Genomic DNA, 24,674 nt, shown 5'->3' with positions numbered 1-24,674 from the left:
TGTGTGCCCTTTCGAGTGAAAGTGCACGGGCGCAGAGCCGTGGGCGACCCTGCTCGGAGATGTGCCTCCCTGCGCTGGCATTACCCAGATCAGGTTTGACGGTCGAAGGCTTGAGCCTTCCTCTCAGCCCGGACTACCGGACTCCCGTGAACACCCCGAGTATAGGCCGTACCGCGGCCGGAGCTACTTCTTGAGCGCCTTGATGAGTCGCGGGAGGGCGTGCCCGACCGTCCACACCAGCGGAATCGACACGACGAGCAGCGTGATGATGTTCGGACGGAAGCTCGTGCCGAACTCGTCATCGACGTACGCGCCGACCGGCACGGCCATCCCGCCGCCACCGCCGCCCGACGAGTTCTCCTGACCCTCCTCAGTGCTCTCACCACCGCCGTAGCCGTACGAGACGAGAGCGACCGGAAGGATCGTGGACTTGCCGAGTTCCACCTTCTCGCCATAGGCGAGTGTGACGCCGAGCTTCTTGACCGAGTCCGTGAGGTTCTGTGTGAGGTTCGTCATGCGGCCAGCGTAGGTCGTCGACATGCCTGCCAACCAGGAGAAGTCCTGTGTGCTTGCGGGCGAGAGCGCTCCCACCCTTTGGTAGCTTTAGTGCCTGCATCCACACGCGATGTTCTTCGATGAAGCAATAGGAGCGTGCATGAAAACGTGGCCCGGAAATGCCTACCCCCTCGGAGCGACGTTCGATGGAAGTGGCACCAACTTCGCGATCTTCAGCGAGGCCGCCCACAAGGTCGAGCTGTGCCTCTTCGATGACGACGGCAACGAGGAACGGGTGAGGCTCCACGAGCAGGACGCGCACGTCTGGCATGCCTACCTCCCTCACGTGCAGCCAGGCCAGCAGTACGGCTACCGGATGCACGGCGACTACGACCCGATCAACGGAAGCCGCTGCAACCCGGCGAAGCTCCTCCTCGACCCGTACGCGAAGGCGACGACGGGCGACATCGACTGGGACCAGTCGCTCTTCAGCTACAACTTCGGCGACCCCGACTCGTTCAACGACCTCGACTCAGCGCCCCACATGATGAAGGGCGTTGTCATCAACCCCTACTTCGACTGGGCTGGCGACCGTAAGCCCGGCATCCCCTACAACGAGTCCCTCATCTACGAGGCGCACGTCAAGGGGCTCACCGAGCTGCACCCGGACGTGCCGGAGGAGATCCGCGGCACGTACGCCGGCATCGCGCACCCCGCGATCGTGGAGCACCTCAAGCGGCTCGGCGTCACCGCCATCGAGCTCATGCCCGTGCACCAGTTCGTGCAGGACAGCACCCTCATCGAGAAGGGCCTCCGCAACTACTGGGGGTACAACACCATCTCGTTCCTCGCCCCGCACGCCGACTACGCCTCCCAGGGCACGGCAGGCCAGCAGGTGCAGGAGTTCAAGTCGATGGTGCGCACGCTGCACGCCAACAACATCGAGGTCATCCTCGACGTCGTCTACAACCACACGGCAGAAGGCAACCACCTCGGCCCGACCCTCAGCTTCCGCGGCATCGACAACGCCGCCTACTACCGGCTCGAGGAAGACGACAAGCGGTACTACACCGACTACACGGGCACCGGCAACTCGCTCAACATGCGCCACCCGCACTCGCTGCAGCTCATCATGGACTCGCTGCGCTACTGGGTCACCGAGATGCACGTCGACGGCTTCCGCTTCGACCTCGCCTCCACCCTCGCCCGCGAGCTCCACGACGTCGACAAGCTGTCCACCTTCTTCGACCTCGTGCAGCAGGACCCGGTGGTCTCGCAGGTGAAGCTCATCGCCGAGCCGTGGGACGTCGGCCCCGGCGGCTACCAGGTCGGCAACTTCCCACCGCAGTGGACAGAGTGGAACGGCAAGTACCGCGACACCGTGCGCGACTTCTGGCGAGGCGAGCCATCGACGCTTGGCGAGTTCGCGAGCCGCATCACCGGATCCGCCGACCTCTACGAGCACTCCGGACGCCGCCCCTTCGCCTCCATCAACTTCGTCACGGCCCACGACGGCTTCACGCTGAGAGACCTCGTCTCCTACAACGAGAAGCACAACGACGCCAACGGCGAGAACGGGAACGACGGCGAGAGCCACAACCGCTCCTACAACCTCGGCGTCGAGGGCCCGACCGATGACCCCGAGATCAACGCCATGCGCGCCCGGCAGCAGCGCAACATCATCGCGACGATGCTGCTCAGCCAGGGCGTGCCCATGCTCCTCCACGGCGACGAGCTGGGGCGCACGCAGAACGGCAACAACAACACGTACGCGCAGGACAGCGAGATCAGCTGGGTGCACTGGGAGAACGCCGACGAGCCGCTCGTCGAGTTCACGCGGGCCGTCGCGCAGCTGCGCGCCGACCACCCGACGTTCCGTCGACGCCGCTTCTTCAACGGCCGCGTCGAGGAGCGCGCCGAAGGATCCGCGCTGCCCGACATCGTGTGGCTCTCGACCGACGGCACGCAGATGGCATCCGAAGACTGGAACGCGGAGTTCGTGAAGTCGATGGGCATGTTCCTCAACGGCAACGCCATCGCCGGGCGCGACGAGCGGGGCGAGGAGATCACCGATGTGAGCTTCATGGTCTACTTCAACGCCAGCGAGACAGTCGTCGAGGCGACCATCCCGAGCGTCGAGATCACCTCCCACTGGGACATCGTCATCGACACCTCCGGCATGCACACCGACCTCGAGGCCGTCGAGCCGGGAGCAACCATCCCGCTCGAGCCGCGCTCGCTCGTCGTCTTGCGCGAAGCGGAGCTCAACGAGAAGCCAGACCATTCAGTTGCCGCTTCCGTCGCCGCGATGACAACCCCCATCCCCATCATCACGCGGCCGCCCCTCGGCAGCTGACCCAGCCAGAGCCATCTCAGAAGCACCTCGCGCCACGGAGACCATGATGCGGATCCCATCCAGCACGTACCGATTCCAACTGACGTCGGAGTTCGACCTCGACGCCGCCACCGAGCAGCTTCCCTACCTGGAGCGGCTCGGCGTGGGATGGGTGTACCTCTCGCCCATCCTCCAGGCGACCCCAGGCAGCACGCACGGCTACGACGTCGTCGACCCCTCGAAGGTCGACGACGAACGTGGCGGGCGCGAGGGGCTCGAGCGGTTCTCCGCGAAGGCCCGCGAGCTGGGCCTCGGCGTGCTCGTCGACATCGTCCCGAACCACATGGGAGTCGGAACACCACGTGACAACCCGTGGTGGTGGGATGTGCTCAAGCACGGCCAGCAGGCCGCCCACGCAGAGTCCTTCGACATCGACTGGGAGGCGGGCGGCGGCAAGCTCCTCATCCCCACGGTCGGCGACGACGACATGCCCAGGGAGCGAGGCGACGCGATCGCCAACGTGACCGTCGACACCGAGGCCGGCGTGCTGCGCTACCACTCCACCGAGTACCCGCTCGCGGAAGGCTCGGCACCCGAAGGCGCATCGGTGCGGGAAGTGCTCGACAACCAGCACTACCAGCTCATCCACTGGCGCCAAGGCGACAGCCGCCTCAACTACCGCCGCTTCTTCACCATCACCTCGCTCGCGGGCATCCGCGTCGAAGACGAGCACGTGTTCGAGGAAGCCCACGCGGAGATCCTCGACTGGATGCGTCACCGCCTCGTCGACGGGCTCCGGATCGACCACCCGGACGGGCTCCGCGACCCGGGCGGCTACCTGCGCCACCTCGCCGACCGAACGCGCGGAGCGTATGTGCTCGTCGAGAAGATCCTCGAGGGCGACGAGGCACTGCCCGCCGATTGGCGCACGGCAGGAACGACCGGCTACGACGCGCTCGGCCAGATCGACCGGGTGCTCGTCGACGCCGACGCCGAAGAACCGCTCGACGAGCTCGCGGCGGGAGCGGACGGCGACCCGGTCGACTGGGAGCAGCTCATCCACGAGGCGAAGCGCGCCGTGGCCGACGTGTCCCTGAACGCCGAGATCCGCCGCATCGCACGGGAACTGCGCGCGACGGGCCTCGAGGACGACCTCATCGAGGACTCCGTCGCCGAGATCGCCGCCCACTTCAGCGTGTACCGCAGCTACCTTCCGACGGGTGCGAACCACCTCACCGACGCGGCCAAGGCCGCCACCGAGCAGCGACCGGACCTCGCGGCGTCGATCGCCCGCGTCCTGCCGTTCCTCGAGGCACCAGAAGCCGAGGCCGCGCTGCGCCTGCAGCAGACCACCGGCATGATCATGGCGAAGGCCGTCGAAGACCGCTCGTTCTACCGCTACGCACGCCTCACCTCACTCAACGAGGTCGGCGGCGACCCCAACGTCTTCTCCATCACCCCGGAGCGGTTCCACGAGCTCCAGAGTGCACGGGCCCGCGACTGGCCAGACGCCATGACCACGCTGTCGACCCACGACACGAAGCGCGGCGAGGACACTCGCGCCCGCATCACCGCCCTCAGCGAGGTCCCCGAGTTCTGGGCGGAGAGCGTCGCCGAGCTCCAGAATGTGGCCCCCATCGACGACAACGCGTTCGCGCAGCTTACCTGGCAAGCGATCGTCGGCGCGTGGCCCGCATCTCGCGAGCGCCTCACCGACTACCTCGAGAAGGCTGCACGCGAAGCCGACCTGCACACGAGCTGGACCAACCCGAACGAGACGTTCGAGGGGCAGCTGCACGCGGCCGTCGACGCCGTCTTCGACAACCCCGTCGCGTCGAACGTCGTCCAGAACGTCGTCGCCGAGACGCAGGAGGCGGGCTGGTCGAACTCGCTGACCGCGAAGATCGTGCAGCTCACGATGCCGGGTATCCCCGACGTCTACCAGGGCACGGAGCTCTGGACGCGCACGCTCGTCGACCCAGACAACCGGCAGAGTGTCGACTACTCGTCGCGCACCGCGGCGCTCGACGCGATCCTGCACGGAGCGGTCCCCGCGATCGACGACTCCGGTGCTGCGAAGCTCCTCGTGACCGCGGCCTGCCTGCGCCTGCGCCGCAGCCGACCGGAGCTCTTCACCGAGTACGAGGGCATCACCGCCGACGGCCCAGCGGCAGAGCACGCGCTCGCGTTCTCGCGGGGCGGGGCCATCACGATCGGCACGCGCCTTCCCATCGGCCTCGAGCAAGGCGGCGGATGGATCGGCACGACCATCCCCCTCCCCGAGGGCGAATGGATCGACCAGCTCACCGCCGCGGTCTTCACGGGTGGCAAGGACGTCCCGCTCGCCGCCCTCCTGCAGCAGTACCCCGTGGCGCTGCTCGCAAGGTCCTAGCCGGCACCCGCATCCACACCACCTCGCTTCCCACCAAGGAGTTCTCTGTGCGCGATTCCCGCTTCGATGTCTGGGCACCACACGCCGAGACGCTAGCCCTGCACCTCGACGGCACCGAGCTGCCGATGCGGCGCACCGACGGCGACTGGTGGGTACCGGACGCGGAGCTCGAGCTCGACGAGGACACCCACGACTACGGGTACCTCGTCAACGGCGACCCGACCCCCATCCCGGACCCTCGCTCGCGGTGGCAGCCGGACGGCGTGCACGGCCTCTCGCGCACCTTCGACGCCGACCGGCACCCGTGGGTGGACGGCGACTGGACCGGCCGCCCGCTGGCAGGGTCCGTCATCATCGAGGTGCACATCGGCACCTTCACGCCCGAGGGCACGCTCGACTCGGCGATCGATCGCCTGGATCACCTGCAGCAGCTCGGGGTCGACTTCGTCGAGGTCATGCCCGTCAACGCGTTCAGCGGCACCCACGGCTGGGGCTACGACGGCGTCGACTGGTTCGCCGTCCATGAGGGCTACGGCGGACCAGCCGCCTACCAGCGCTTCGTCGAGGCCTGCCACGAGCGTGGCATCGGCGTCATCCAGGACGTCGTCTACAACCACCTCGGGCCTTCCGGCAACTACCTGGGCAAGTTCGGGCCGTACCTCTCCGATCACCACGCCACGGCGTGGGGCGACACCGTCAACCTCGACGGGGAGAACTCCGACGAGGTTCGCGCCTTCATCCGCGCCAACGTGGCCATGTGGCTGCGCGACTTCCACGTCGACGGGCTCCGGCTCGACGCCGTCCACGCCCTCATCGACGACCGGGCCGTGCACATCCTCGAGGAGCTGGCCCTGGACGTCGACGAGCTCGAAGCGCACCTCGGTCGCCCGCTGACCCTCATCGCCGAGTCCGACCTCAACAACCCACGCCTCATCACGTCAGACGAGGCAGGCGGCTACGGACTCGACGCCCAGTGGTCGGACGACTTCCACCACGCCGTGCACGTCAACCTGACCGGGGAGACCAGCGGCTACTACGCCGACTTCGAGGGTCTCGATGCCCTCGCGAAGGTGCTCGAGAAGGGGTTCTTCCACGACGGCACGCTGTCGAGCTTCCGAGGTCGCCATCACGGTCGCCCCCTTCCGGCTCGCACGCGCGCCTGGCGGCTCGTCGTCTCGTCGCAGAATCACGACCAGATCGGCAACCGGGCCATCGGCGACCGCCTCACGGCGACGCTCTCCCCCGGCCAGCTGGCCATCGCGGCCACGCTCGAGCTGACCGCGCCCTTCACACCCATGCTCTTCATGGGCGAGGAGTGGGGCGCCACGACCCCCTTCCAGTTCTTCTCCTCCCACCCGGAGCCGGAGCTGGCGAAGGCGACAACCGAGGGGCGCATCGGCGAGTTCGCGCGCATGGGCTGGGACGCCGCCGTCGTTCCGAACCCGCAAGACGTCGCGACGTTCGAGCGGTCGAAGCTCGACTGGAGCGAGCTCGAGAAGCCGGAGCACGCCCAGCTCCTCGAGACCTACCGCGAGCTCATCGCACTCCGCAGGCGGGAAGCGGACATCACCACGCCCTGGATCGATGCGAGCAGCGTCGAGGCGTCACAGGAAGACGGCACGCTGGTCATCACGCGTGGCGGTCTTGTCATCGCCGTGAACTTCTCGGCAGACGAGCGGGACCTGCGAGTCGACCGAGCCACCGAGGTGCTCTTCTCCACGGACGCACGGGCCACGCTCGGCCAGAGCTCCGGCACCGTCACGGGCGCACCGGTGGGCGCGTCCGCCGTCCCGCTCCGCCTCCCAGCTGAGAGCGCCGCCGTCATCCGCGTCAGCTAGTTCCCGCCCGACTGCGCGGAGGTCCGGGCGGGAACGCCGCTCAGCGAGCCGGGAGCGCCGCAGAGTCGGCGGCGGCCCGCGCTGACCAACATCAGTGCACATTCGGACGCAGCCGACCAGAAACCGGCACAACCGCCGGAACCTGCACTGAAGTTGGACACAGTCACCGCGAACCGAGCCCGGAACCGGGGCGGGGAAGGCCGGAGCGGGGCGATGTTCTCGTGGTCATCGCAGTGCCTCGGCGTACCCTGTCGCGCATGTGCAGAAACATCACAGAGCTGCGCGGGCTCGAACCAGCCGCGAACGACAACGAGATCGAAGCCGCCGCCCGCCAGTACGTGCGCAAGGTCTCCGGCATCACGCACCCGACAGCGCGCACACGCGAGGCCTTCGAGAAGGCGGTCCGCGAGATCGCGCACATCACCGAGCACCTCCTCGAGGACCTCCCGGAACGGCGCCAGCCGCCGAAGACCGTGCCGCCGCTGCGTCGCCCAGAGGTGCAGGCCCGCATCTCGGCCCGGGAAGCGGGCGGGGCAAGCAGTGCCACCACGACAAGCGGCGCACAGGCGGCGTCCTAGGCGCGCACACCCGACGGGCCTGCCGTCTCAGTGCTGGTTCGGGGCCTCATCCTGCTTGCGATTCGCGCGTTCGCTGATGCCGACCGTGCCGTCGCTGCGTTCCCCGCGGCCGAGCAGCGACGCCGGTCGAAGCGCGAACTTCCCGAAGCGGGCGACCGCCTGGTCGACGGCGCGCTCCGCCGCCTCCCAGTCGTCGTCTTCCTCCGCCCCGAAGAGCGACAGCTGCCCCGAGCTCCCTGCCTCCACGAGCCGCTCAGCACGCACGCCGATGAGGCGCACCGGCCTGGGCGGCACGAGAGCCGCGCGCAGCATCTCCCGCGCGGCGAGGTACAGCGAGTGGCCGACATCGCTGGGCTCGCCGAGCGTGTGCGAGCGCGTGATCGTCGAGAAATCGGACCAGCGCAGCTTGATGCCGACCTGGCGCGCCTGCAGCCCCGCGCGACGCAGGCGCGTCGCCACCGCATCCGCCTGAGCCCGCACCTCGCGCTCCAGGAAGACGAAGTCGGTCACGTCCTCCAGGAAAGTCTGCTCGTGGCTGATCGACTTCTCACGGCTCGCCTCCTCGACTCCCCGCTCGTCCCTCCCCCACGCGAGTGCGTGCAGCTTGCCCGCCCCCGCCTTGCCGACCGCCCGCTCCAGCACGGGCCTCGGCGTGTGCGCGAGGTCGAAGACCGTGTGGATGCCGATGCCGCGCAGCTTCGCCTCGCTCTTCTCGCCCACACCCCAGAGCGCGCCGACCGGCAGGTGGTGCAGGAACGGGATCGTCTCCTCGTGCGGGATCACGAGCATGCCGTCCGGTTTGCACTTGCCGGACGCGAGCTTCGCCACGAACTTGGTGGATGCGGCACCCACCGAGCAGGTCAGCCCCGTCTGCGCCTTCACCCGCGCGCGAAGGCTCGCCGCGATCTCACCCGGCGAGCCGAACAGCAGGCTCGCGCCGGACACGTCGAGAAACGCCTCGTCGATCGAGAGCGGCTCGACGAGCGGCGTGAACTCGCGGAAGATCTCCATGACCTGCTGCGAAGCAGCACGGTACTTGCCCATATTGCCCTGCAGCACCACCGCCTCCGGGCAGCGGGCGATCGCCTGATGCATCGGCATGGCGCTCCGGACGCCCCTGGCCCGCGCCTCGTAGCTGGCGCTCGACACCACGCCCCGCTCCCGAGTGCCGCCGACGATCACCGGCTTGCCGACGAGATCGGGCCGCTCGAGCAGCTCGACGGCCACGAAGAACGCGTCCATGTCGACATGGAGGATGCTCGCGGACGCGTCGCGGTCGGACGCCGCACCTGTCTGCCGCACCCCCATGTCTTTCCTGGTCATGCATCCATTGTGCGTCGCCCCACCGACATCTGCTGGACGCTCTGCGCGAATAGACTCTGCGCATGCAGCTGAACGAGTCTCGCGCCTGGACCGCCTTCTACGCACCCGGAACCCCGAAGGACATCGAAGTCCCCACAGGATCACTCCCAGACATGCTCGCGGAGATCGCCGAGCGATTCCCGGACAAGCCCGCGATCGAGTTCTTCGGCGCCCAGACGACCTTCTCGGAGCTGCAGGACCAGGTGCTGCGGTTCGCGCAGGGCCTCCGCCGGATCGGGGTGAAGCGAGGCGACAGGGTGGCTCTCATCATGCCGAACGCGCCGCAGCATGTCGTCGCCTTCTACGCGGTGCTGCGGCTCGGCGCCGTCGTCGTGGAGCACAACCCGCTGTACACGCGCGACGAGCTCCGGACTCAGTTCGAAGACCACGGTGCCGAGATCGTCATCGCCTGGGACAAGGCCGCTCCGACCGTGCAGTCCCTGCCCCACAGCCTCGGCATCCGCCACGTCATCGCCGTCGATGTGACGAAGGGCATGCCGCTGAAGACGCAGCTGCTCCTCCGCCTGCCGATCGCCAAGGCGCGCGCGTCGCGCGCCAAGCTCAGCGCCAAGGCTCCGGGAACGGTGCCGTTCGAGAAGCTCGCGAAGCAGCAGCTCCTCGATGCGAGCATCCCGACGCCCGGACCCGAGGATCTCGCGAGCCTGCAGTACACGAGCGGGACGACCGGCCACCCCAAGGGCGCCATGCTCACGCACCGCAACCTGTGGTCCAACGCCCGTCAGGGCGCGGCGTGGATGCCCGAGTTCACGGCAGGCAACGAGACCATCTACGGCGTCCTCCCCATGTTCCACGCGTTCGGCGTGCTGCTGTCGGTCATCTACTCCGTGAGCGTCGGCGCGAAGGCCGTGCTCTTCCCGACGTTCGACCCCGAGCTCGTCATCGAGGCGTCCAAGAAGTCGCCGGCGACGTTCATCCCTGCCGTCCCGCCCATGTACGACCGGCTCGCTCGCGTCGCGAAGGACGGCAAGCTCGACCTCTCCGGCGTCATCTACGCGATCTCCGGCGCGATGACGCTCAACGACGGCATCGTGCACCGGTGGGAGGCCGTCGCAGGCGGACAGCTCGTCGAGGGCTACGGCCTCACGGAGACCTCCCCCGTGGCGCTCGGAAACCCCTTCACCGACAAGCGCAAGACCGGCACCATCGGCATCCCCTTCCCGTCCACGCACATCAAGGTCACCGACCCCAGCGACCCGAGCACGGAGGTAGAGCTCGGCGAGGTCGGCGAGCTGCTCATCCAGGGGCCGCAGACCTTCCAGGGGTACTGGAACCGCCCCCAGGAGACCGCTGAGGTACTCATCGAGGGTGGCTGGGTGCGCTCCGGTGATCTGGTCGTGCAGGACGAGGATGGATTCGTGACGGTCGTCGATCGCAAGAAGGAGCTCATCATCACGGGCGGCTTCAACGTCTCGCCCTCCGAGGTCGAGCGGGTGGTCACCGAGATCCCTGGTATCGCCGAGGTTGCCGTCGTCGGGATCAAGCGCGGCGGGGGCGCTGAGGCGGTCACCGCCGTGGTGGTGCTCGACGCGGGGGCGACGTTCGACGAGGCGGCGGCCCGCGCCTTCGTTCGCGAGCGACTTTCGGAGCACAAGGTGCCTCGCTCCTACGTCGTGTGGGAGGAGCTCCCGAAGTCGCTCATCGGGAAGGTGCTGCGCAAGAAGGTGCGCGATGCGCTCCAGCAGAACCGCAACGCGACAGCTGCGCCAGCCGATGACAGCGCCGCTCCGGATGCGGATGGCGGAGCTGCGGCCGAGTCAGCCTCCGACACGACCGCAAAGTAGCGGGTGGCCCGCCCCTGCGACGCACGGGGCGGGCCACAGCCTCGGGAGGCGCTCAGCCCCCTGCGACGTACCGTTCGCCGTCTTCACTCAGGCGGGTCCCCGTGGGGCCTTCGAGCTCGATCAGGCCGGCTCGTGCTGCCTGCCGGACCGATGCGGCGAGGTTGACGGGGACACGCCACGTCATGCGCTCGAACGCGTTGGCGATCGCTGCCGCGGAGACCTCACCATCGGCGCTGAGGATGGCGGCGACCGCGATCGCGATGCGCTGCCCGTTGTTCGTCGGCTTGAGGTCGGAAGCGAGGTCGTCGAGACTACGCCTCGCCTGCGAGGCGGCACGGGATCGGCTCGACGCGGCGCCGCGCGCGCCCGCCCTCGTGCGGGATGCGATGGGGGTGCTGGTGCTCCCACCGAGGCTGTCTGGGGCTGAGTCGTCGGCGCGTCCTGCAGCGGACGCTCGCCCTTGACCAGCACGGACTCGAGTCGATGCGCGCACGGACGAGCCCGGGTTTCGCACCCGGCCGGGCTTCGCCGCTTCATCCTCGACTCGCACCGGCGCACCGGTCGCGGACGCGGGCGAGACGGCTTCCGGGGTCTTGGCGCTGTTGATCCCGGAGGGGCGGCGCGCGCGTCTGGCGCTGGACTGCGCCCCCGAATCGACGCTGGCGGCACCGGAGCCGCTCCGGCCGGACGACCTGGTGGGCGCCTCGTCCACCGTCGGCGCATCGGGGGCCACCGTGCGGATGTCGATGGGAGAGAGATCTGCCGCATCGACGCCGAACTCGACGACGGCGGTCACGTAGGTATCGAAGACCGCACGGTGCACGGAGGTGTCGTGCTGCTCGACAAGCGCAACGATGCCAGGGATGGCGCGGATGAGGCGTGCGAAACCGTGCGCCTCGTCGCCCTCGTCGGAGAGCAGCGCCGCGTCGCGAACGGTGCGCTCACGCGCGCTCGGTTCGGTTTTGCCCGGCTTCTTCTTGCCAGCTGCGGGAGCGGAGCTGCCTGGCGTCTTCGCGCCTGGCTTCTGTACTTCAGGCTGCGGTGTCGCGCTGAGCCCGTCGTCCGGAGCTGACGCGCGAGACTTCTCGGCAGACGAGTCCTGCTCGAGGGAGCTCTTGCCGATCTGCTTGGCTTCGCGGCCGGGCTTGCCGATCTTGCTCTTCTTGCCCGACTTCGCCTTTTCGTCCGATTTCGCTTTCTTGTCCGACTTGCTCTTCTTGTCTGACTTGGCTTTCTTGTCCGACTTGGCCTTCTTGTCCGACTTGCTCTTCGTGGCGGACTCGGCGTGCTGCTTCTTGCCCTTGGGCTCTGCCGCGGCGACGGGCTCGGCAGCTGACGTCGCGGCCACGTCTTCGAGGGAAGCCGGCCGCAGCACCGTCTTGGGCGGCTGCACGCGCTCCTTCTTGACCTTCGCCCGAGGGCCGCCCTGGGTGGCGTCGGGTCGCTCGACCGGCGTGTTCTTGCCTGACTTCTTGTTCGACTTCTTGCCCATACGACTCACTGCTCCGTTCACCGAGGCTCTGTGGCTCTGACGCTAGCGCCAGAGCCACAGAGGCACCTCAGTCGTGCCCGACAATTCCTCGGTGTACGACGTAGGTCCTACGAGTTCTGCGCGCGCTCCAACACGAGCTCGCGCACACGTGCCGCGTCTGCCTTGCCCCTCATCGCCTTCATGACGGCCCCGATGACGGCGCCTGCGGCCTGCACCTTGCCGTCGCGGATCTTGGCGAGCACGTCGGGCTGCTGCGCGAGGGCAGCGTCGATGGCCTCGATGAGCGGACCGTCATCGCTGACGACGGCGAGTCCACGTGACTCGACGACCTCCGCGGGTGACCCCTCGCCTGCGAGCACACCCTCGAGCACGTCTCGCGCGAGTCGGTCGTTGACGGTGCCCGCGGTGATGAGCCCGTCGAGCTCCGCGATCTGCGCCGGCGTCGCGAGGTCGGTCGCCTGCACGCCGCGGTCGTTGGCGATGCGCGAGAGCTCGCCCATCCACCACTTCTTCGCACCGGCAGCCGTGGCGCCGGCGGCAACGGTCGCGTGGACGACGTCGAGGAGGCCCGCGTTGGCGATGTCCTGGAACTCCTGGTCGGCGAAGCCCCACTCCGCCTTGAGGCGGCGACGGCGAGCGACGGGTGCCTCTGGGAGCGTGGCGCGCAGCTCCTCGACCAGCTCGCGGCTCGGGCGCAGCGGCATGAGGTCGGGCTCCGGGAAGTACCGGTAGTCGTCGGCATCCGACTTCGGACGACCGGACGAGGTGCGTCCCGTGTCCTCGTGCCAGTGTCGAGTCTCCTGCGTGATGCTGCCCCCTGCCGCGAGGAGCGCGGCCTGGCGCTGGATCTCGTAGCGGACGGCTCGCTCGATGGACCGGAAGGAGTTGACGTTCTTCGTCTCCGTGCGGGTACCGAGCTTCTCCTCACCGCGCGGACGCAGCGAGACGTTCGCGTCACAGCGGAGATTTCCACGTTCCATGCGGGCCTCGGAGACGCCGAGGGCGCGAACGATGTCTCGGATCGTCGAGACGTAGGCCGCCGCGAGCTGCGGAGTCTGCGCTTCGCCGCCGAAAATGGGCCGCGTCACGATCTCGACGAGGGGGACGCCAGCGCGGTTGTAGTCGACCAGGGAGTACTCGGCACCCTGGATGCGCCCGGTGGAGCCGCCGACGTGGGTCAGCTTCCCTGCATCCTCTTCCATGTGGGCGCGCTCGATGGGCACGTGGAACACGGTGCCGTCTTCCAGCTCCACCTCGACCTCGCCGTCGAACGCGATGGGGTCGTCGTACTGCGAGATCTGGTAGTTCTTCGGGTTGTCCGGGTAGAAGTAGTTCTTCCGAGCGAAGCCCGAGACCTCCGCGATCTCGCAGCCGAGCGCGAGCCCGAGTGCGATCGAGTAGCGGACTGCCTGCTCGTTGACGACGGGCAGGGTGCCCGGGAGGCCGAGATCGACGGGCCCGATGTTGGTGTTGGGCTCTCCGCCCACCTCGTTGCCCGAGTGGTTCGGGGTGTCCGAGAACATCTTGGTCTTGGTGCCGAGTTCGACGTGCACCTCGAGACCGATGACGGGCTCGTAGAGTTCGAGTGCGCGGTCGTAGTCCATGAGCTCTGGCTTGGCCATCAGCGTGCACCTGCCTTCAGCTGGGGGGCCTGCGAGAGCAGGGGCCCACCCCAGCGGTCTTCGAGAGTCTGTTCGAGTGCCGCGGCCACCGTGTAGAGGCGCGCGTCGTCACGGGCGGCTGCCATGAACTGGATGCCGACGGGCAGGCCGTTCTCCGGCGCGAGGCCGCCCGGAACGGAGATGCCGGGGACGCCGGCGAGGTTCGCCGGGATCGTCGTGAGGTCGGCCAGGTACATGGCCGTCGGGTCTTCCGCCTTCTCGCCGAGTTTGTAGGCGGTCGTCGGCGAGGTGGGTGCTGCGAGCACGTCGACCTCGGCGAACGCGGCGGCGAAGTCCTGCTGCACGAGTGTGCGCACCTTCTGCGCCGAGCCGTAGAACGCGTCGTAGTAGCCGGCGGAGAGCGCGTACGTGCCGAGGAGGATGCGACGCTTGGCTTCGTCGCCGAAGCCCTTGCTGCGCGTCGCGGACATGACTCGCTCGACGGTGGTCCCCGAGGGGTCGGTGACCCGCAGGCCGAAGCGCACGGAGTCGTAGCGCGCGAGGTTGCTGGAGGCCTCCGCTGGCATGATCAGGTAGTACGCGGCCACGGCGTACTCGAAGTGCGGGGTCTCGATCCAGGAGATGATCGCGCCGCGTTCCTCGAGGGCTGCGAGCGCCTCCTGGAATCGCTGCGTGACGCCGGCCTCGAAGCCGGCTCCGTCGGCGATCTGCTTGGGGACGCCGATGCGGAGGCCACGGACGGAGTCGTCCGCTCGGCCCGCCAGCGCCGCCTGCGTGAACGACGGCCACTCGCCCGTGAGGGAGGTCGAGTCGCGTCGGTCGTGGCCTGCGAGGACGTCGTGCAGTGCGGCGGTGTCGAGCACGCCGCGTGCTGCCGGCCCGATCTGGTCGAGCGACGAGCCGAGCGCAAGCGCACCGTAGCGGCTCACGCCACCGTAGGTGGGCTTCATGCCGACGGTTCCGGTGACGGATGCGGGCTGACGGATGGACCCGCCCGTGTCGGTGCCGAGCGCGAGGGGCGCCTCGTAGGCGGCGACGGCAGCGGCAGAACCGCCACCGGACCCGCCTGGGATGCGCTCGAGGTCCCACGGGTTGTGGGTCGGCCCGTAGGCGGAGTGCTCCGTGGAGGAGCCCATCGCGAACTCGTCGAGGTTGGTCTTGCCGATGATGACGAGGTCGTTGTCGCGGAGACGCTCGACGACGGTCGCGTCGTACGGAGGCACCCACCCTTCGAGGATGCGCGAGCCTGCGGTCGTCGGGGTGCCCTTGGTCGCGATGTTGTCCTTGACTGCGACGGGGACGCCGGCCAGCGGTGAGAGCTTCTCCCCCGCGTGGCGCTTCGCGTCGACACGTCCGGCAGCGGCGAGCGCGGAGTCGGCGTCGACGTGGAGGAAGGCGTGGACGTCTCCGTCGACTGCCTCGATGCGCTCGAGGTGCGCGGTGGTCGCCTCGATGGAGCTGATGCTGCCGTCGGCGATCGCCGCGGCGAGGTCGGTCGCGCTCAGGCGCGTGATGTCGGTGCTCACTGCTCTTCCCCCAGGATCGCGGTCACGCGGAAGCGAGTTCCGTCGCTGTCCGGCGCACCTGCGAGTGCGGCGTCGCGGTCCAGCGGCTCACCGACCTCGTCGGCTCGCGTCACGTTGTGCATGGCGATGGGGTGGGTCGTCACCTTGACGTCAGGCGTCGCGACCTCCTGCACTTTCTGGATGAGGTGCTGGATCTCGATGAGTTCGCCGGTGACGCGCTCGATCTCGCCTTCGGCGAGGTCGATGCGCGCGAGCTGAGCGAGGTGCTCAACGTCGGCGGCAGTGATGTCGGTCATTCGTCTCCGATAGTGAGTCGGCCAGGGCTGGACAAGTCTAGGCCGCGTGCTGACGCGGCCGTGCTCCATCCGTGGCTACTGGCGTGGTGGCTGCTGCTGGGGAGGCTGGGACGATGGCCCATTGCCCTGCCAGCGGGGGTCGTATCCGGGCTGCCCCGGCTGGGCGGGCTGCTGTCCCGGGTACTGCGGCTGACCCTGGTAGGGCGGCTGCGCAGGGTAAGGCAGCTGGCCTGACTGGCCTGGCTGTTGCCCCGGGTACTGCGGCTGTCCCAGATACTGCGGTTGCCCCTGGTAGGGCGGCTGTCCTGGCTGGGGTTGCGCGTGCGGAGGCTGGCCGTTCCATCCGCCCGGCTGCTGGCTCTGCTGTGGGGCGCGCGTCTGCGGGAACTGCTGCAGGCCGCCCTGCTGGCGGGGATCGAAGCCCCCGGGGCCAGGGTTGGGATTGCCCGGGTACGGCTGGCCCGGCTGCTGCTGTCCGGGGTACGGCTGTCCGGGGTACGGCTGGCCCGGGTTGGGCTGACCCTGGTTGGGCTGACCCGGGTTGGGCTGACCCTGGTTGGGCTGACCTGGATACTGCGGCTGGCCCTGGCGTGGGTCACGCTGCTGCTGGTACGGCGCACGGCCGAAGTCGTTGCCGACTGCCGGCTGCTGCCCCTGCTGGCGCTGCCAGGAGCCCCCCTGCTGCGGCGGCTGACCCTGCGGCGGATACCCCTGCTGGCCCTGCGGCCCTGGCTGCTGACCCTGTCCGGCGCTCGCTCCGCCCCAGGGAGCCTGAGGCTGGTAGCCGCCTGCCGAGCCAGGCAGCCACTGGCCCTGGGATCCCTGATTCTGCTGCCCCGGGAACTGCTGTGCGGGCGCCTGCTGGCCCGGGAACTGCCGTCCCGGCGCCTGCTGACCTGGGAATGGCTGCCCTGCCGGGTAGGTCTGTCCGGGATTCTGCTGCGGCTGAGGTTGCTGCCACGCTCCCTGGCCTTGGCCAGGCCCGGGCTGGGCGCCTGGCTGCGGCCAGCCCTGACGAGGAGGCTGGCCCGGGTTACTCGGCTGCCCGAACTGCGTCGGCTGAGCCACCTGCGGTGGGTTGGCCAGGTGCGGCGGCAGGAACCCCTGGGCCGCACCCTCACCCGGCGCAGGTGCTGGCACGGGCGGAGGTCCGCCGTTGGGAGGAGCGACGGCGGATGCTGGTGTGCGCTCCCACCGGGGCGAGGCGTCGAAGGGCTGCCAGGGGGCGCTTGGCGCCTGCTGCTGCTCGACTGCCGAGGAGGTTTCTGGCGCTCGCGACGCCGACGCCGCGCTCGGCTGCTCGCGTCGCTGCGGGATGGGCACGTACGGAGCCGAAGCCGGCACGACGGGCGGAGGCGGCGTCGGGAGCCCCGCCGGCGGCACGACCGGGACGGGCGCGGGCTGGTGGGCGTCGAACGACGGCTCCTCGCGAGGCGGCGCCGGCGGCGCATCCGTCGAGGAAGCGGTGGGGCTGGCGGGCAGCTCGACTGGAGCTTGGCTGTCCGGTGACGTCTCGGTCACGGGGCCCTGCTCGACGTCGGTGTGCGAGTCGAGGGTGGTCGATGGAACGGTCAGCGAATGGGAGGCTGCCTCCGCGACTGATTCGGGAGCCGGATCGGGGTCCGCGGCGGTGCTGTGCTCGACACCGGAATCCGGAGCGGGCGCAGGCTCTGAACTGGGCGCGGGCTCACGAGCGTGCTCGGGCTCCAGAAGGGGCTCAGGCTCCGGAATCGGCTCGTGCTCAGAAAAGGGTGCAGGCTCGACTGCGGCCTCGGGAGCAGTGTCGTCTCCGGTTGGGACCGCGGCGGCGGGCGCCACGCGCACCACGAGCACCTGCTGGGCGTCGTCGAGTGTGATCTCGACCAGCCCGTCGCCGGTCGCCAACTCGTAGCTGGAGGCTCCCGTGCGCTGGAGCTGCGAGTGCGTCCGCGCCGCGTAGGAGTGCAGAGCACGCACGTGGTCGCCCAGGACACCCGCGTCGACGGCGTCGAGGATGGCGCGCGTCGCGCGTTCTGCTGTTGTGGCCGCGTCGGGCCCCGCCTGCACCATGAGGTGCACCTGAACGCCGGGAGCCGCTTCGACGACGACGCTGTCGCGCGAACGCGTCAGCGCCTTGGCCGCGAGGACAAGGTGAAGCGGAGACGCCTCGTCGGTCTTCACGACCGACGAGGAGAGCTGCTCTGGCCCGCCGTCGAGCACAAACGAACGCACCCGGCCGGCAAGCTCGATGGCCTGCTCCGGGAAGCCGTTGACGTTGTTCCAGCCCCACATCCACGTGCCGGCGCTCTGCGCGACGCTGCCGATGAGCTGCACCGGAAGCACCGTCGCGGCGGGTTGGGTCTGATACGTGATCGACGGGGCGGTGAGGTCGACGTCCCATCCGGCGTCGCCGAGCTGCTCCGTGAGCTGCGCGTGCGCGTCGAAGTGGAGGATGGCGGCGTCGTCCGCCAGATCTTGCAAGCTCACGCTGAGCATGGTTCCCCGTTCCCCCGCGGCGAGCCATTGCCACGGCCTGCACACTGTAGCCGAGCGACCGGTCCGCCGCCTCGGAGTCCGCTTCCTGTCGTCGGTGCGCGCCGAGCTCTCATTCCGCGTTGACTCGCAGGTGCTCGACCGCGCTGGGTCCGCCTTCGAGGAGCAGCCGGAAGCCGTCCGCGTCGAGGATGGGGATGCCGAGCTCCTCGGCCTTCGTCAGCTTCGAGCCCGCTCCGGGCCCTGCCGCGACGAAGTCGGTCTTCTTAGACACGCTGCCAGCGGCCTTCCCACCAGCGGCGATGATCGCCTCCTTGGCCCCGTCCCGCGTGAACCCCTCGAGGGTTCCCGTCGCCACGACGCTCAGGCCAGAGAGCGGCCCCTCGGTGCTGGTCCGCGCGCCGGGACCCGGATGGTCCGGCGTCGCGAAGCGCACACCGGCAGCCCGCCAGGCCTCGACGATGTCACGGTGCCAGTCTTCCGCGAGCCACTCGACGATCGCGTCCGCGATGGTCGGACCGACGCCCTCGACCTGGGCGAGCTCCTCGGCCGGAGCCGCCTCGATCGCCTCGAGGGAACCGAACCAGTCCGCGAGTGCCCGGGCGGCAACTGGTCCGACGTGGCGGATGTTGAGCGAGACGAGCTGACGCCAGAGGTCTTTCGTCTTGGCGACCTCGAGCTGCTCGAGGAGGGTCGTCGCCTGCTTGGAAGGCTCGACGAGCCTGAAGTCCTTCTTGATTCCGGCCTTGCGTCGTTCGGCCGGCGTCATCTCCTCAGAGCCCGGCGGGTAGACGAGCGAGACCTTCTGGAACGGAGCCCTGCGGATGAGCTCGCCCGTCTCACTGTCGGTCTTCGGCTCTCCCGTCTCGGAGTCGCGGACGACGACCTCGATGGGGACGATCTCCTCGAGGGTGAGCGCGAAGAGGCGGGCCTCGGTCTCAAGCGGTGGCAGCTCGGGCACCGTCGGCTGGGTCAGCGCTGCGGCGGTCACCTCACCGAGCGCATCGATGTCGAGCCCCCCGCGCGAGCCGATGTGCTCGACTCGGCCTCGGACCTGGGCCGGACATGAGCGGGCGTTCGGGCAGCGCAGGTCGACGTCGCCCTCCTTCATGGGACGCAGCGGGGTCCCGCACTCCGGGCAATCGCTCGGCATGACGAAGTCGCGCACGTCGTCTCCGCGCAGCTCGAGCACCGGTCCGAGCACCTCCGGGATGACGTCTCCGGCCTTGCGCAGCACGACCGTGTCGCCGATCTTGACGCCCTTGACCCGCACGACGTCCTGGTTGTGGAGGGTTGCCATCCGCACGACGCTGCCCGCCACCTTGACGGGTGCCATGATCGCGAAGGGCGTGACGCGCCCGGTGCGCCCAACGCTCGCCGCGATGTCGAGGAGCTTCGTGTGCACCTCTTCTGGCGGGTACTTGTAGGCGATGGCCCAGCGCGGCGCGCGACTGGTCATGCCGAGCTCGTCGTGCAGCTCGAGCTCGTCGACCTTCACGACGATGCCGTCCAGCTCGTGCTCGACGGAGTGGCGTTCGGCCCCGTAGTGCTCGACGAAGTCGACGACATCGTCGACCGCCTCGGCGACCTTGGCGTACGGGGTGACGGGCAGGCCCCATCCGGCCAGGAGCTCGTAGACCTGACTCTGAGAATCGACTGGTGGTGAGGGCCACGCGCCGATCCCGTGGACGTACATCCGCAGGGAGTGGAGTCGGAGCTCACCGGCCTCGCGCTCGAGGCCGCTCTTCTTCTCGAGCTGCTGCCGCAGGCCTCCGCTGGCCGCGTTGCGCGGGTTCGCGAAGTCGGGGAAACGCTTCGTGGCCCTCTCCAGCTCGGCCTGTTCGTCGAACTCACCGCGCGTGGCGGCGGGCCGGGCTTCCCACCTCGCCCGGTACTCGTCGACGGCACGGGGGCGCAGCGACGCCTGGAACTCGTTGAGCTGCGTGAACGCGGCGACCGGGATGAACACCTCGCCGCGGACCTCGACGATCGGCGGATGCCCCTCCCCCGCGAGCGCTTCGGGGATGCCGTCGATCTGCAGCGCGTTCTGCGTGACTTCCTCGCCCGTGCGGCCGTCACCGCGGGTTGCCGCGGTGACGAGCTTGCCGCGCTCGTAGCGCAGGGCGATGGCGAGCCCGTCGATTTTCAGCTCCGTGAGCCAGGCGACTCGGCGACCCGCGGCCGCCTCCGTCTTGGCGCACCACTCGCGCAGCTCCTCGATCGAGAAGACGTTGTCGAGGGAGAGCATGCGCTCCGCATGCTCGATGGGCCGCAGGCCGTCAGCGACGCCGCCGCCGACCGTCTGTGTCGGGGAGTCCTGCGACTGCAGCTCGGGATGCTCGCGCTCCAGCTCGTCGAGCTCGCGGACGAGGGTGTCGTACTCGGCATCGGAGACGAGCTGCGCGTCGCGCTCGTAGTACGCCGCCTGGTACTCGGCGACGAGCTCCCGCACCTCGGCGACGCGCTCCCGTGCATCGTCGAAGCTCGTCACGCTGTCGCTCCTGCGCGGGAGCTGAGCGTCGCCATCGCGGCCTTGCGGCTCACCGAGAGGAGCCAGTCCTTCTTGCCCGCGAGGCGCTTGGCTGCGCGCCGCTCGCTGGTCGTCTCGAGGTAGCTCTGCACGATGCCGACGACGGCGATGAGCACCGCGAAGACGGCGAACACGATCTGCCAGGTGGGTTCGAGCTGCATGAGGAAGTTCGAGGCGAGGAACACCGTGCCGCCGATGAGGAACCAGAGCACGAGGGCGAGGATCCAGTCCTTCGCTCCGAACGGGCGCGCCTCGAGGGTGCAGCGCTTCGCGAGCTGGAGGGCTGGCGCCTCGAAGTGCTCGTCGTAGTCACTGCGCCAGCGCTCCGAGTCGGAGAGGTTCTTGTACTTCGCCGCCCAGCGTTCTGCTCGGTCGGTGAGCATGTCCATCGCCTCACCGTCTTTCAGGACCGAGCCCTCAGCCTGCTTGCTCATGCCGCCTCCTGCCCGTCTGCGCTGCCTGCAACGCCATCTTGCGCGGTGCTCTCCTGCACGGCGCTCACGGTTCGGTCGATCGTGAACTGGCCGAGCACGCTCGTGCCGACGTAGACCACGGCAGTCTGGCCCGGTGCGACGCCGACAAGCGGCTCGTCGACGACCACGCTCCACTCGACGCCCGGGATGGTGGCGTCGTCGCGCGTGCTCGCAGCGCTCGTGCTCACGCGCGCGGTGGCGGGGACCGGATCGGCGTGGGCGCGGATCTGGACGTCGCAGCGGAACGCGCCGTCGGCCTCCGTCTTCGCGGCGCCCGTCCAGCTCATCCGCTGGCCGGCGATCTCCGCGATGTTGAGCGCCTCCTTCGGCCCCACGACGACCTCGTTGGTCTTCGGCCGGATCTCGAGCACGAACCGCGGCTTCCCGTCCGGGGCTGGAACGCCGAGCCGGAGCCCCTTGCGCTGGCCGACGGTGTACGCCGTCGCTCCGTCGTGCTCGCCGAGCTTCGCCCCGCCGCTGTCGACGACCTCGCCGGTCGCGGTACCGATGCGGTCACCGAGCCATCCCCTGGTATCACCGTCGGGGATGAAGCAGATGTCGTGCGAGTCGGGCTTCTGCGCGACGCTGATTCCACGCTCGGCGGCCTCCGCACGGACGAGGTCCTTGGAGGGCGTGTCTCCGAGCGGGAAGTAGCAGTGCTCGAGCTGCTGCTGGGTGAGCACGCCGAGCACATACGACTGGTCTTTCGCCCAGGCACTCGCTCGGTGCAGTTCGACGAGTCCGTCCTCGCCCGTCGCGAGGGTGGCATAGTGCCCGGTGCACACAGCATCGAACCCGAGGTCGATGGCCTTCTCCAGGAGCGCTGCGAACTTGATCTTCTCGTTGCAGCGCATGCAGGGATTCGGCGTGCGGCCGGCACTGTACTCCGCGATGAAGTCGTCGACGACGTCGAGCTTGAACCGCTCGGAGAAGTCCCACACGTAGAACGGGATGCCGAGGAGGTCGGCGGCACGACGGGCGTCCATCGAGTCCTCGATGGTGCAGCACCCTCGAGACCCCGTGCGAAGCGTGCCTGGCATTCGGGAGAGCGCGAGGTGCACGCCGATGACTTCGTGCCCGGCCTCGACGGCTCGGGCTGCTGCAACGGCGGAATCGACCCCGCCGCTCATGGCGGCTAGAACTTTCACCGGATAAGTGTACGTCGGGCCTCCGACACCGCCCCGTGTGCGGAACAGGCGGCGTCAGCCGACGTGCGTCGCCGAGGTTGTCGTGGCCGGCTCAGCACCGGTCGCGAGCGGCTTCTCCTTCAGGAAGGACAGCGCGATGATGGAGATGACCGTCAGGGGCACAAGCGCGAGGAAGATCGGGATGAGCGCCTCGTTGTACGAGCCGACGATGATGGCCCTGAGCTGATCGGGCAGCTCAGCGATCGCCGCCGGCGTGAAGGAGCTCGCTCCATCCTCGGCGGCAGCCCCGTCCGGGAGACGGTCGGCCACCATCTGCGTCAGCCGCGCTGCGAAGACCGAGCCCACAACCGCGGAGCCGAGCGTCGCGCCGACCTGGCGGAAGTAGTTGTTGGCCGCCGTCGCGGTGCCCACGATGCGAGCGGGGAACGAGTTCTGCACGATGAGCGTGAGCAGCTGCATGCTCCCGCCGAGTCCGATTCCCATGATGCCGAGCGCGACGCAGATCATCCAGACCGGGCTGTCGACCGTGACGAACGAGAGCACCAGGAGCCCGGCACCGAGCACGGCGGACCCCGCGATGGGCACCCACTTGTAGCGGCCCGTGCGTGAGACGTACTGGCCGCTCAGGATCGACGTGATCAGCAGCGCACCCATCATGGGGGTCATGAGGAGGCCGGACACCGTGGGTCCGGAACCCGTCACCATCTGCAGGTAGGTCGGCATGTAGCCGAGCGTGCCGAACATGATGACACCCGTGGAGAGGCTGGCGATCGTGGTCAGGATGAAGTTGCGGTCGCGGAACATGCCGAGCGGCATGATCGGGTTTGCGGCGCCGCGCTCCACGAAGACGAAGGCCGTGGCCGAGACGATGGCAAGCGCCGCGAGCAGCAGGATCGTCGGCGACGTCCACGCGTACTGCGACCCGCCCCACGTTCCGACGAGCACGAGCGCCGTCGTGGCGAGGGAGATGAGGGCCATGCCGCTGACATCGATCCGAGTGCGCTCCTGCGCGGGGCGCTTGGGGAGCCGAAGGAGGAAGATCGTCGCCAGCAGCGCCAGAGCACCGAGCGGCAGGTTGATCCAGAACACCCAGCGCCATCCTGGCCCTTCCGTGAACCAACCACCGAGCAGCGGGCCCGCCACGGAGGAGAAGGCGAAGACTGCGCCCATGACCCCCATGTACTTGCCACGCTCGCGCGCGGGGACGACGTCGGCGATGGCGGCCTGCGACAGGATCATGAGCCCTCCGCCGCCGAGCCCCTGGACGATGCGCGCGCCGATGAGCAGCTCGATCGAGGGAGCCAGGCCACCGAGCACCGAGCCGGCGATGAACAGCCCGATCGCGATGAGCAGCAGCGGCTTGCGTCCGAACAGGTCGGAGAGGTTGCCGTAGACGGGCATCATGACGGTCGACGCCAGGATGAACGACGTCACGACCCAGCTCATGTGCTCGACTCCGTGGAGCTCCCCCACGATGGTCGGCATGGCGCTGGAGAGGACCGTGTTGTTGAGCGACGCCATGAGCATCGTGACCATCAGGCCAAGGAAGAGCGGAACGATGCTCCGCTTGTGGGACGTGCCGGTCGTCGCGCCAGCCGCGGGCCTCGCTGCGCGCGCGCCGTCGCCCACGCCGGTGCCTGTGCCTGTGCCGGTCTCGGCGTCGGCGCGGGCCTGCGAATCGATGCTGGGGGGAGTCGTCATAGGGATTCTGAGATCGCTTTCCTGAATACGTCGATAGAGCGGTTGATGGCGGCTTCCCGGTCGACCAGGATGCCGTGGGGGTCGTTCCGGCTGGTGAAGCGAAGGATGGTGGCGGCGAGCGAAAGAAGTGCCTTGGCGGACTCGATGCCGTCAGGCAGCGGCTCCGTCGAGCTGTCGCCGTCCTGCTCGGTCAGGATCGCGAGCACGATGTCCTCCGCCGCGCTGATGTGGCGCCTGAGGCGCTCCTCGAGCACTGGGTTCTGATCCGCGAGCGTGCGACGCCGTGGGAAGTCGTCGTGGTCGGGGATCGCCGAATCGAGGACAGCCAGCATGAGCCGCATCGTTCGGCCGAACGAGTCACCCGCGCTTGCGCGGAAGTCCTCGAGGGCGCCGTCGGGCAGGGTCGGTGCCTGCATGCCGAGCACCGCATCCTCTTTGCTCGGGAAGTAGTTGAAGAAGGTTCGGCGCGAGACGCCGGCGCGATCGCTGATCGCATCGATCGTGGTCTCGTCGAGGCCCCGCTCGATCGTGAGGTCGGCAGCGGCATCGTGGATGGCGTGCCAGCAGTCGATGCGGTTGCGTTCGCGGAGGGAGAGGGCTGGGTTCGACACC

The 24,674-nt window shown here is 68.9% G+C and carries 17 protein-coding genes and 1 riboswitch; of the genes, 5 read left to right on the top strand and 12 right to left on the bottom strand.

What is annotated here, in order from left to right; genetic code table 11:
* Positions 1-49: 49 nt before the first annotated feature.
* A riboswitch (TPP riboswitch) is annotated at positions 50-159 on the bottom strand.
* Between the two features lie 24 nt (positions 160-183).
* Positions 184-516, bottom strand: a complete 333-nt coding sequence (locus ITJ67_RS16415; protein WP_104298986.1) for a hypothetical protein — start codon at positions 514-516, stop codon at positions 184-186.
* A gap of 139 nt (positions 517-655) precedes the next feature.
* Between ITJ67_RS16415 and glgX the strand changes: the two genes are divergently transcribed.
* The 4 genes from glgX to ITJ67_RS16395 all read left to right on the top strand — a co-directional run bounded on the left by glgX (position 656) and on the right by ITJ67_RS16395 (position 7,638).
* On the top strand, positions 656-2,851 hold the full coding sequence (gene glgX, locus ITJ67_RS16410; RefSeq protein WP_160070616.1) for a glycogen debranching protein GlgX: 2,196 nt from the start codon (positions 656-658) through the stop codon (positions 2,849-2,851).
* 46 nt (positions 2,852-2,897) lie between these two features.
* Positions 2,898-5,222, top strand: a complete 2,325-nt coding sequence (treY, locus tag ITJ67_RS16405; RefSeq protein ID WP_160070617.1) for a malto-oligosyltrehalose synthase — start codon at positions 2,898-2,900, stop codon at positions 5,220-5,222.
* A gap of 47 nt (positions 5,223-5,269) precedes the next feature.
* Positions 5,270-7,060, top strand: a complete 1,791-nt coding sequence (treZ, locus tag ITJ67_RS16400) for a malto-oligosyltrehalose trehalohydrolase (RefSeq protein ID WP_323741491.1) — start codon at positions 5,270-5,272, stop codon at positions 7,058-7,060.
* Positions 7,061-7,317: 257 nt separating this feature from the next.
* Positions 7,318-7,638: a DUF2277 domain-containing protein gene (locus tag ITJ67_RS16395; RefSeq protein WP_194678352.1), complete on the top strand. Its 321-nt coding sequence runs from the start codon at positions 7,318-7,320 to the stop codon at positions 7,636-7,638.
* A 27-nt stretch (positions 7,639-7,665) separates the two neighbouring features.
* Here ITJ67_RS16395 and ITJ67_RS16390 read toward each other — a convergent pair whose 3' ends face one another.
* Positions 7,666-8,961 (bottom strand): DNA polymerase IV, encoded by a 1,296-nt coding sequence (locus ITJ67_RS16390; protein ID WP_194678351.1) that lies wholly within the window; start codon positions 8,959-8,961, stop codon positions 7,666-7,668.
* Positions 8,962-9,023: 62 nt separating this feature from the next.
* Between ITJ67_RS16390 and ITJ67_RS16385 the strand changes: the two genes are divergently transcribed.
* Positions 9,024-10,802: a long-chain-fatty-acid--CoA ligase gene (locus ITJ67_RS16385; protein WP_194678350.1), complete on the top strand. Its 1,779-nt coding sequence runs from the start codon at positions 9,024-9,026 to the stop codon at positions 10,800-10,802.
* A 52-nt stretch (positions 10,803-10,854) separates the two neighbouring features.
* Here ITJ67_RS16385 and ITJ67_RS16380 read toward each other — a convergent pair whose 3' ends face one another.
* From ITJ67_RS16380 to ITJ67_RS16335, 10 genes are all read right to left on the bottom strand, one after another.
* Positions 10,855-12,294 (bottom strand): hypothetical protein, encoded by a 1,440-nt coding sequence (locus ITJ67_RS16380; RefSeq protein WP_194678349.1) that lies wholly within the window; start codon positions 12,292-12,294, stop codon positions 10,855-10,857.
* A gap of 107 nt (positions 12,295-12,401) precedes the next feature.
* On the bottom strand, positions 12,402-13,916 hold the full coding sequence (gene gatB, locus ITJ67_RS16375) for an Asp-tRNA(Asn)/Glu-tRNA(Gln) amidotransferase subunit GatB (protein ID WP_194678348.1): 1,515 nt from the start codon (positions 13,914-13,916) through the stop codon (positions 12,402-12,404).
* Positions 13,916-15,442 carry an Asp-tRNA(Asn)/Glu-tRNA(Gln) amidotransferase subunit GatA gene (gatA, locus tag ITJ67_RS16370; protein ID WP_160072447.1) on the bottom strand — a complete coding sequence of 509 codons (1,527 nt, stop codon included), beginning with the start codon at positions 15,440-15,442 and terminating at the stop codon, positions 13,916-13,918. Before gatA ends, gatB begins: the two co-directional genes overlap by 1 nt.
* A complete protein-coding gene (gene gatC, locus ITJ67_RS16365) occupies positions 15,439-15,738 on the bottom strand; it encodes an Asp-tRNA(Asn)/Glu-tRNA(Gln) amidotransferase subunit GatC (RefSeq protein ID WP_104298847.1) in 300 nt (99 codons plus the stop codon). Before gatC ends, gatA begins: the two co-directional genes overlap by 4 nt.
* Before the next feature lie 75 nt (positions 15,739-15,813).
* Entirely contained in the window at positions 15,814-18,204 is a 2,391-nt protein-coding gene (locus ITJ67_RS16360; RefSeq protein ID WP_194678347.1) for a DUF6882 domain-containing protein, read from the bottom strand.
* A gap of 118 nt (positions 18,205-18,322) precedes the next feature.
* Positions 18,323-20,701, bottom strand: coding sequence for an NAD-dependent DNA ligase LigA (gene ligA / locus ITJ67_RS16355; protein WP_194678346.1), 2,379 nt, complete (start codon positions 20,699-20,701; stop codon positions 18,323-18,325).
* A complete protein-coding gene (locus tag ITJ67_RS16350) occupies positions 20,698-21,174 on the bottom strand; it encodes a hypothetical protein (RefSeq protein WP_160072453.1) in 477 nt (158 codons plus the stop codon). The genes ligA and ITJ67_RS16350 overlap by 4 nt, the downstream gene beginning before the upstream one ends.
* Complete coding sequence (mnmA, locus tag ITJ67_RS16345) at positions 21,171-22,361, bottom strand: tRNA 2-thiouridine(34) synthase MnmA (RefSeq protein ID WP_268893488.1); 1,191 nt, start codon at positions 22,359-22,361, stop codon at positions 21,171-21,173. The genes ITJ67_RS16350 and mnmA overlap by 4 nt, the downstream gene beginning before the upstream one ends.
* A 54-nt stretch (positions 22,362-22,415) precedes the next feature.
* Complete coding sequence (locus ITJ67_RS16340; RefSeq protein WP_194678345.1) at positions 22,416-24,062, bottom strand: MDR family MFS transporter; 1,647 nt, start codon at positions 24,060-24,062, stop codon at positions 22,416-22,418.
* Entirely contained in the window at positions 24,059-24,673 is a 615-nt protein-coding gene (locus tag ITJ67_RS16335) for a TetR/AcrR family transcriptional regulator (protein WP_160072457.1), read from the bottom strand. The genes ITJ67_RS16340 and ITJ67_RS16335 overlap by 4 nt, the downstream gene beginning before the upstream one ends.
* Position 24,674: the final 1 nt, after the last annotated feature.

This window comes from Pseudoclavibacter sp. VKM Ac-2867, from assembly GCF_015351275.1.
Lineage (GTDB): Bacteria > Actinomycetota > Actinomycetes > Actinomycetales > Microbacteriaceae > Pseudoclavibacter.
The sequence above is the reverse complement of the archived record's forward strand: the minus strand, read 5'-3'. Positions and strand labels throughout refer to the sequence as shown.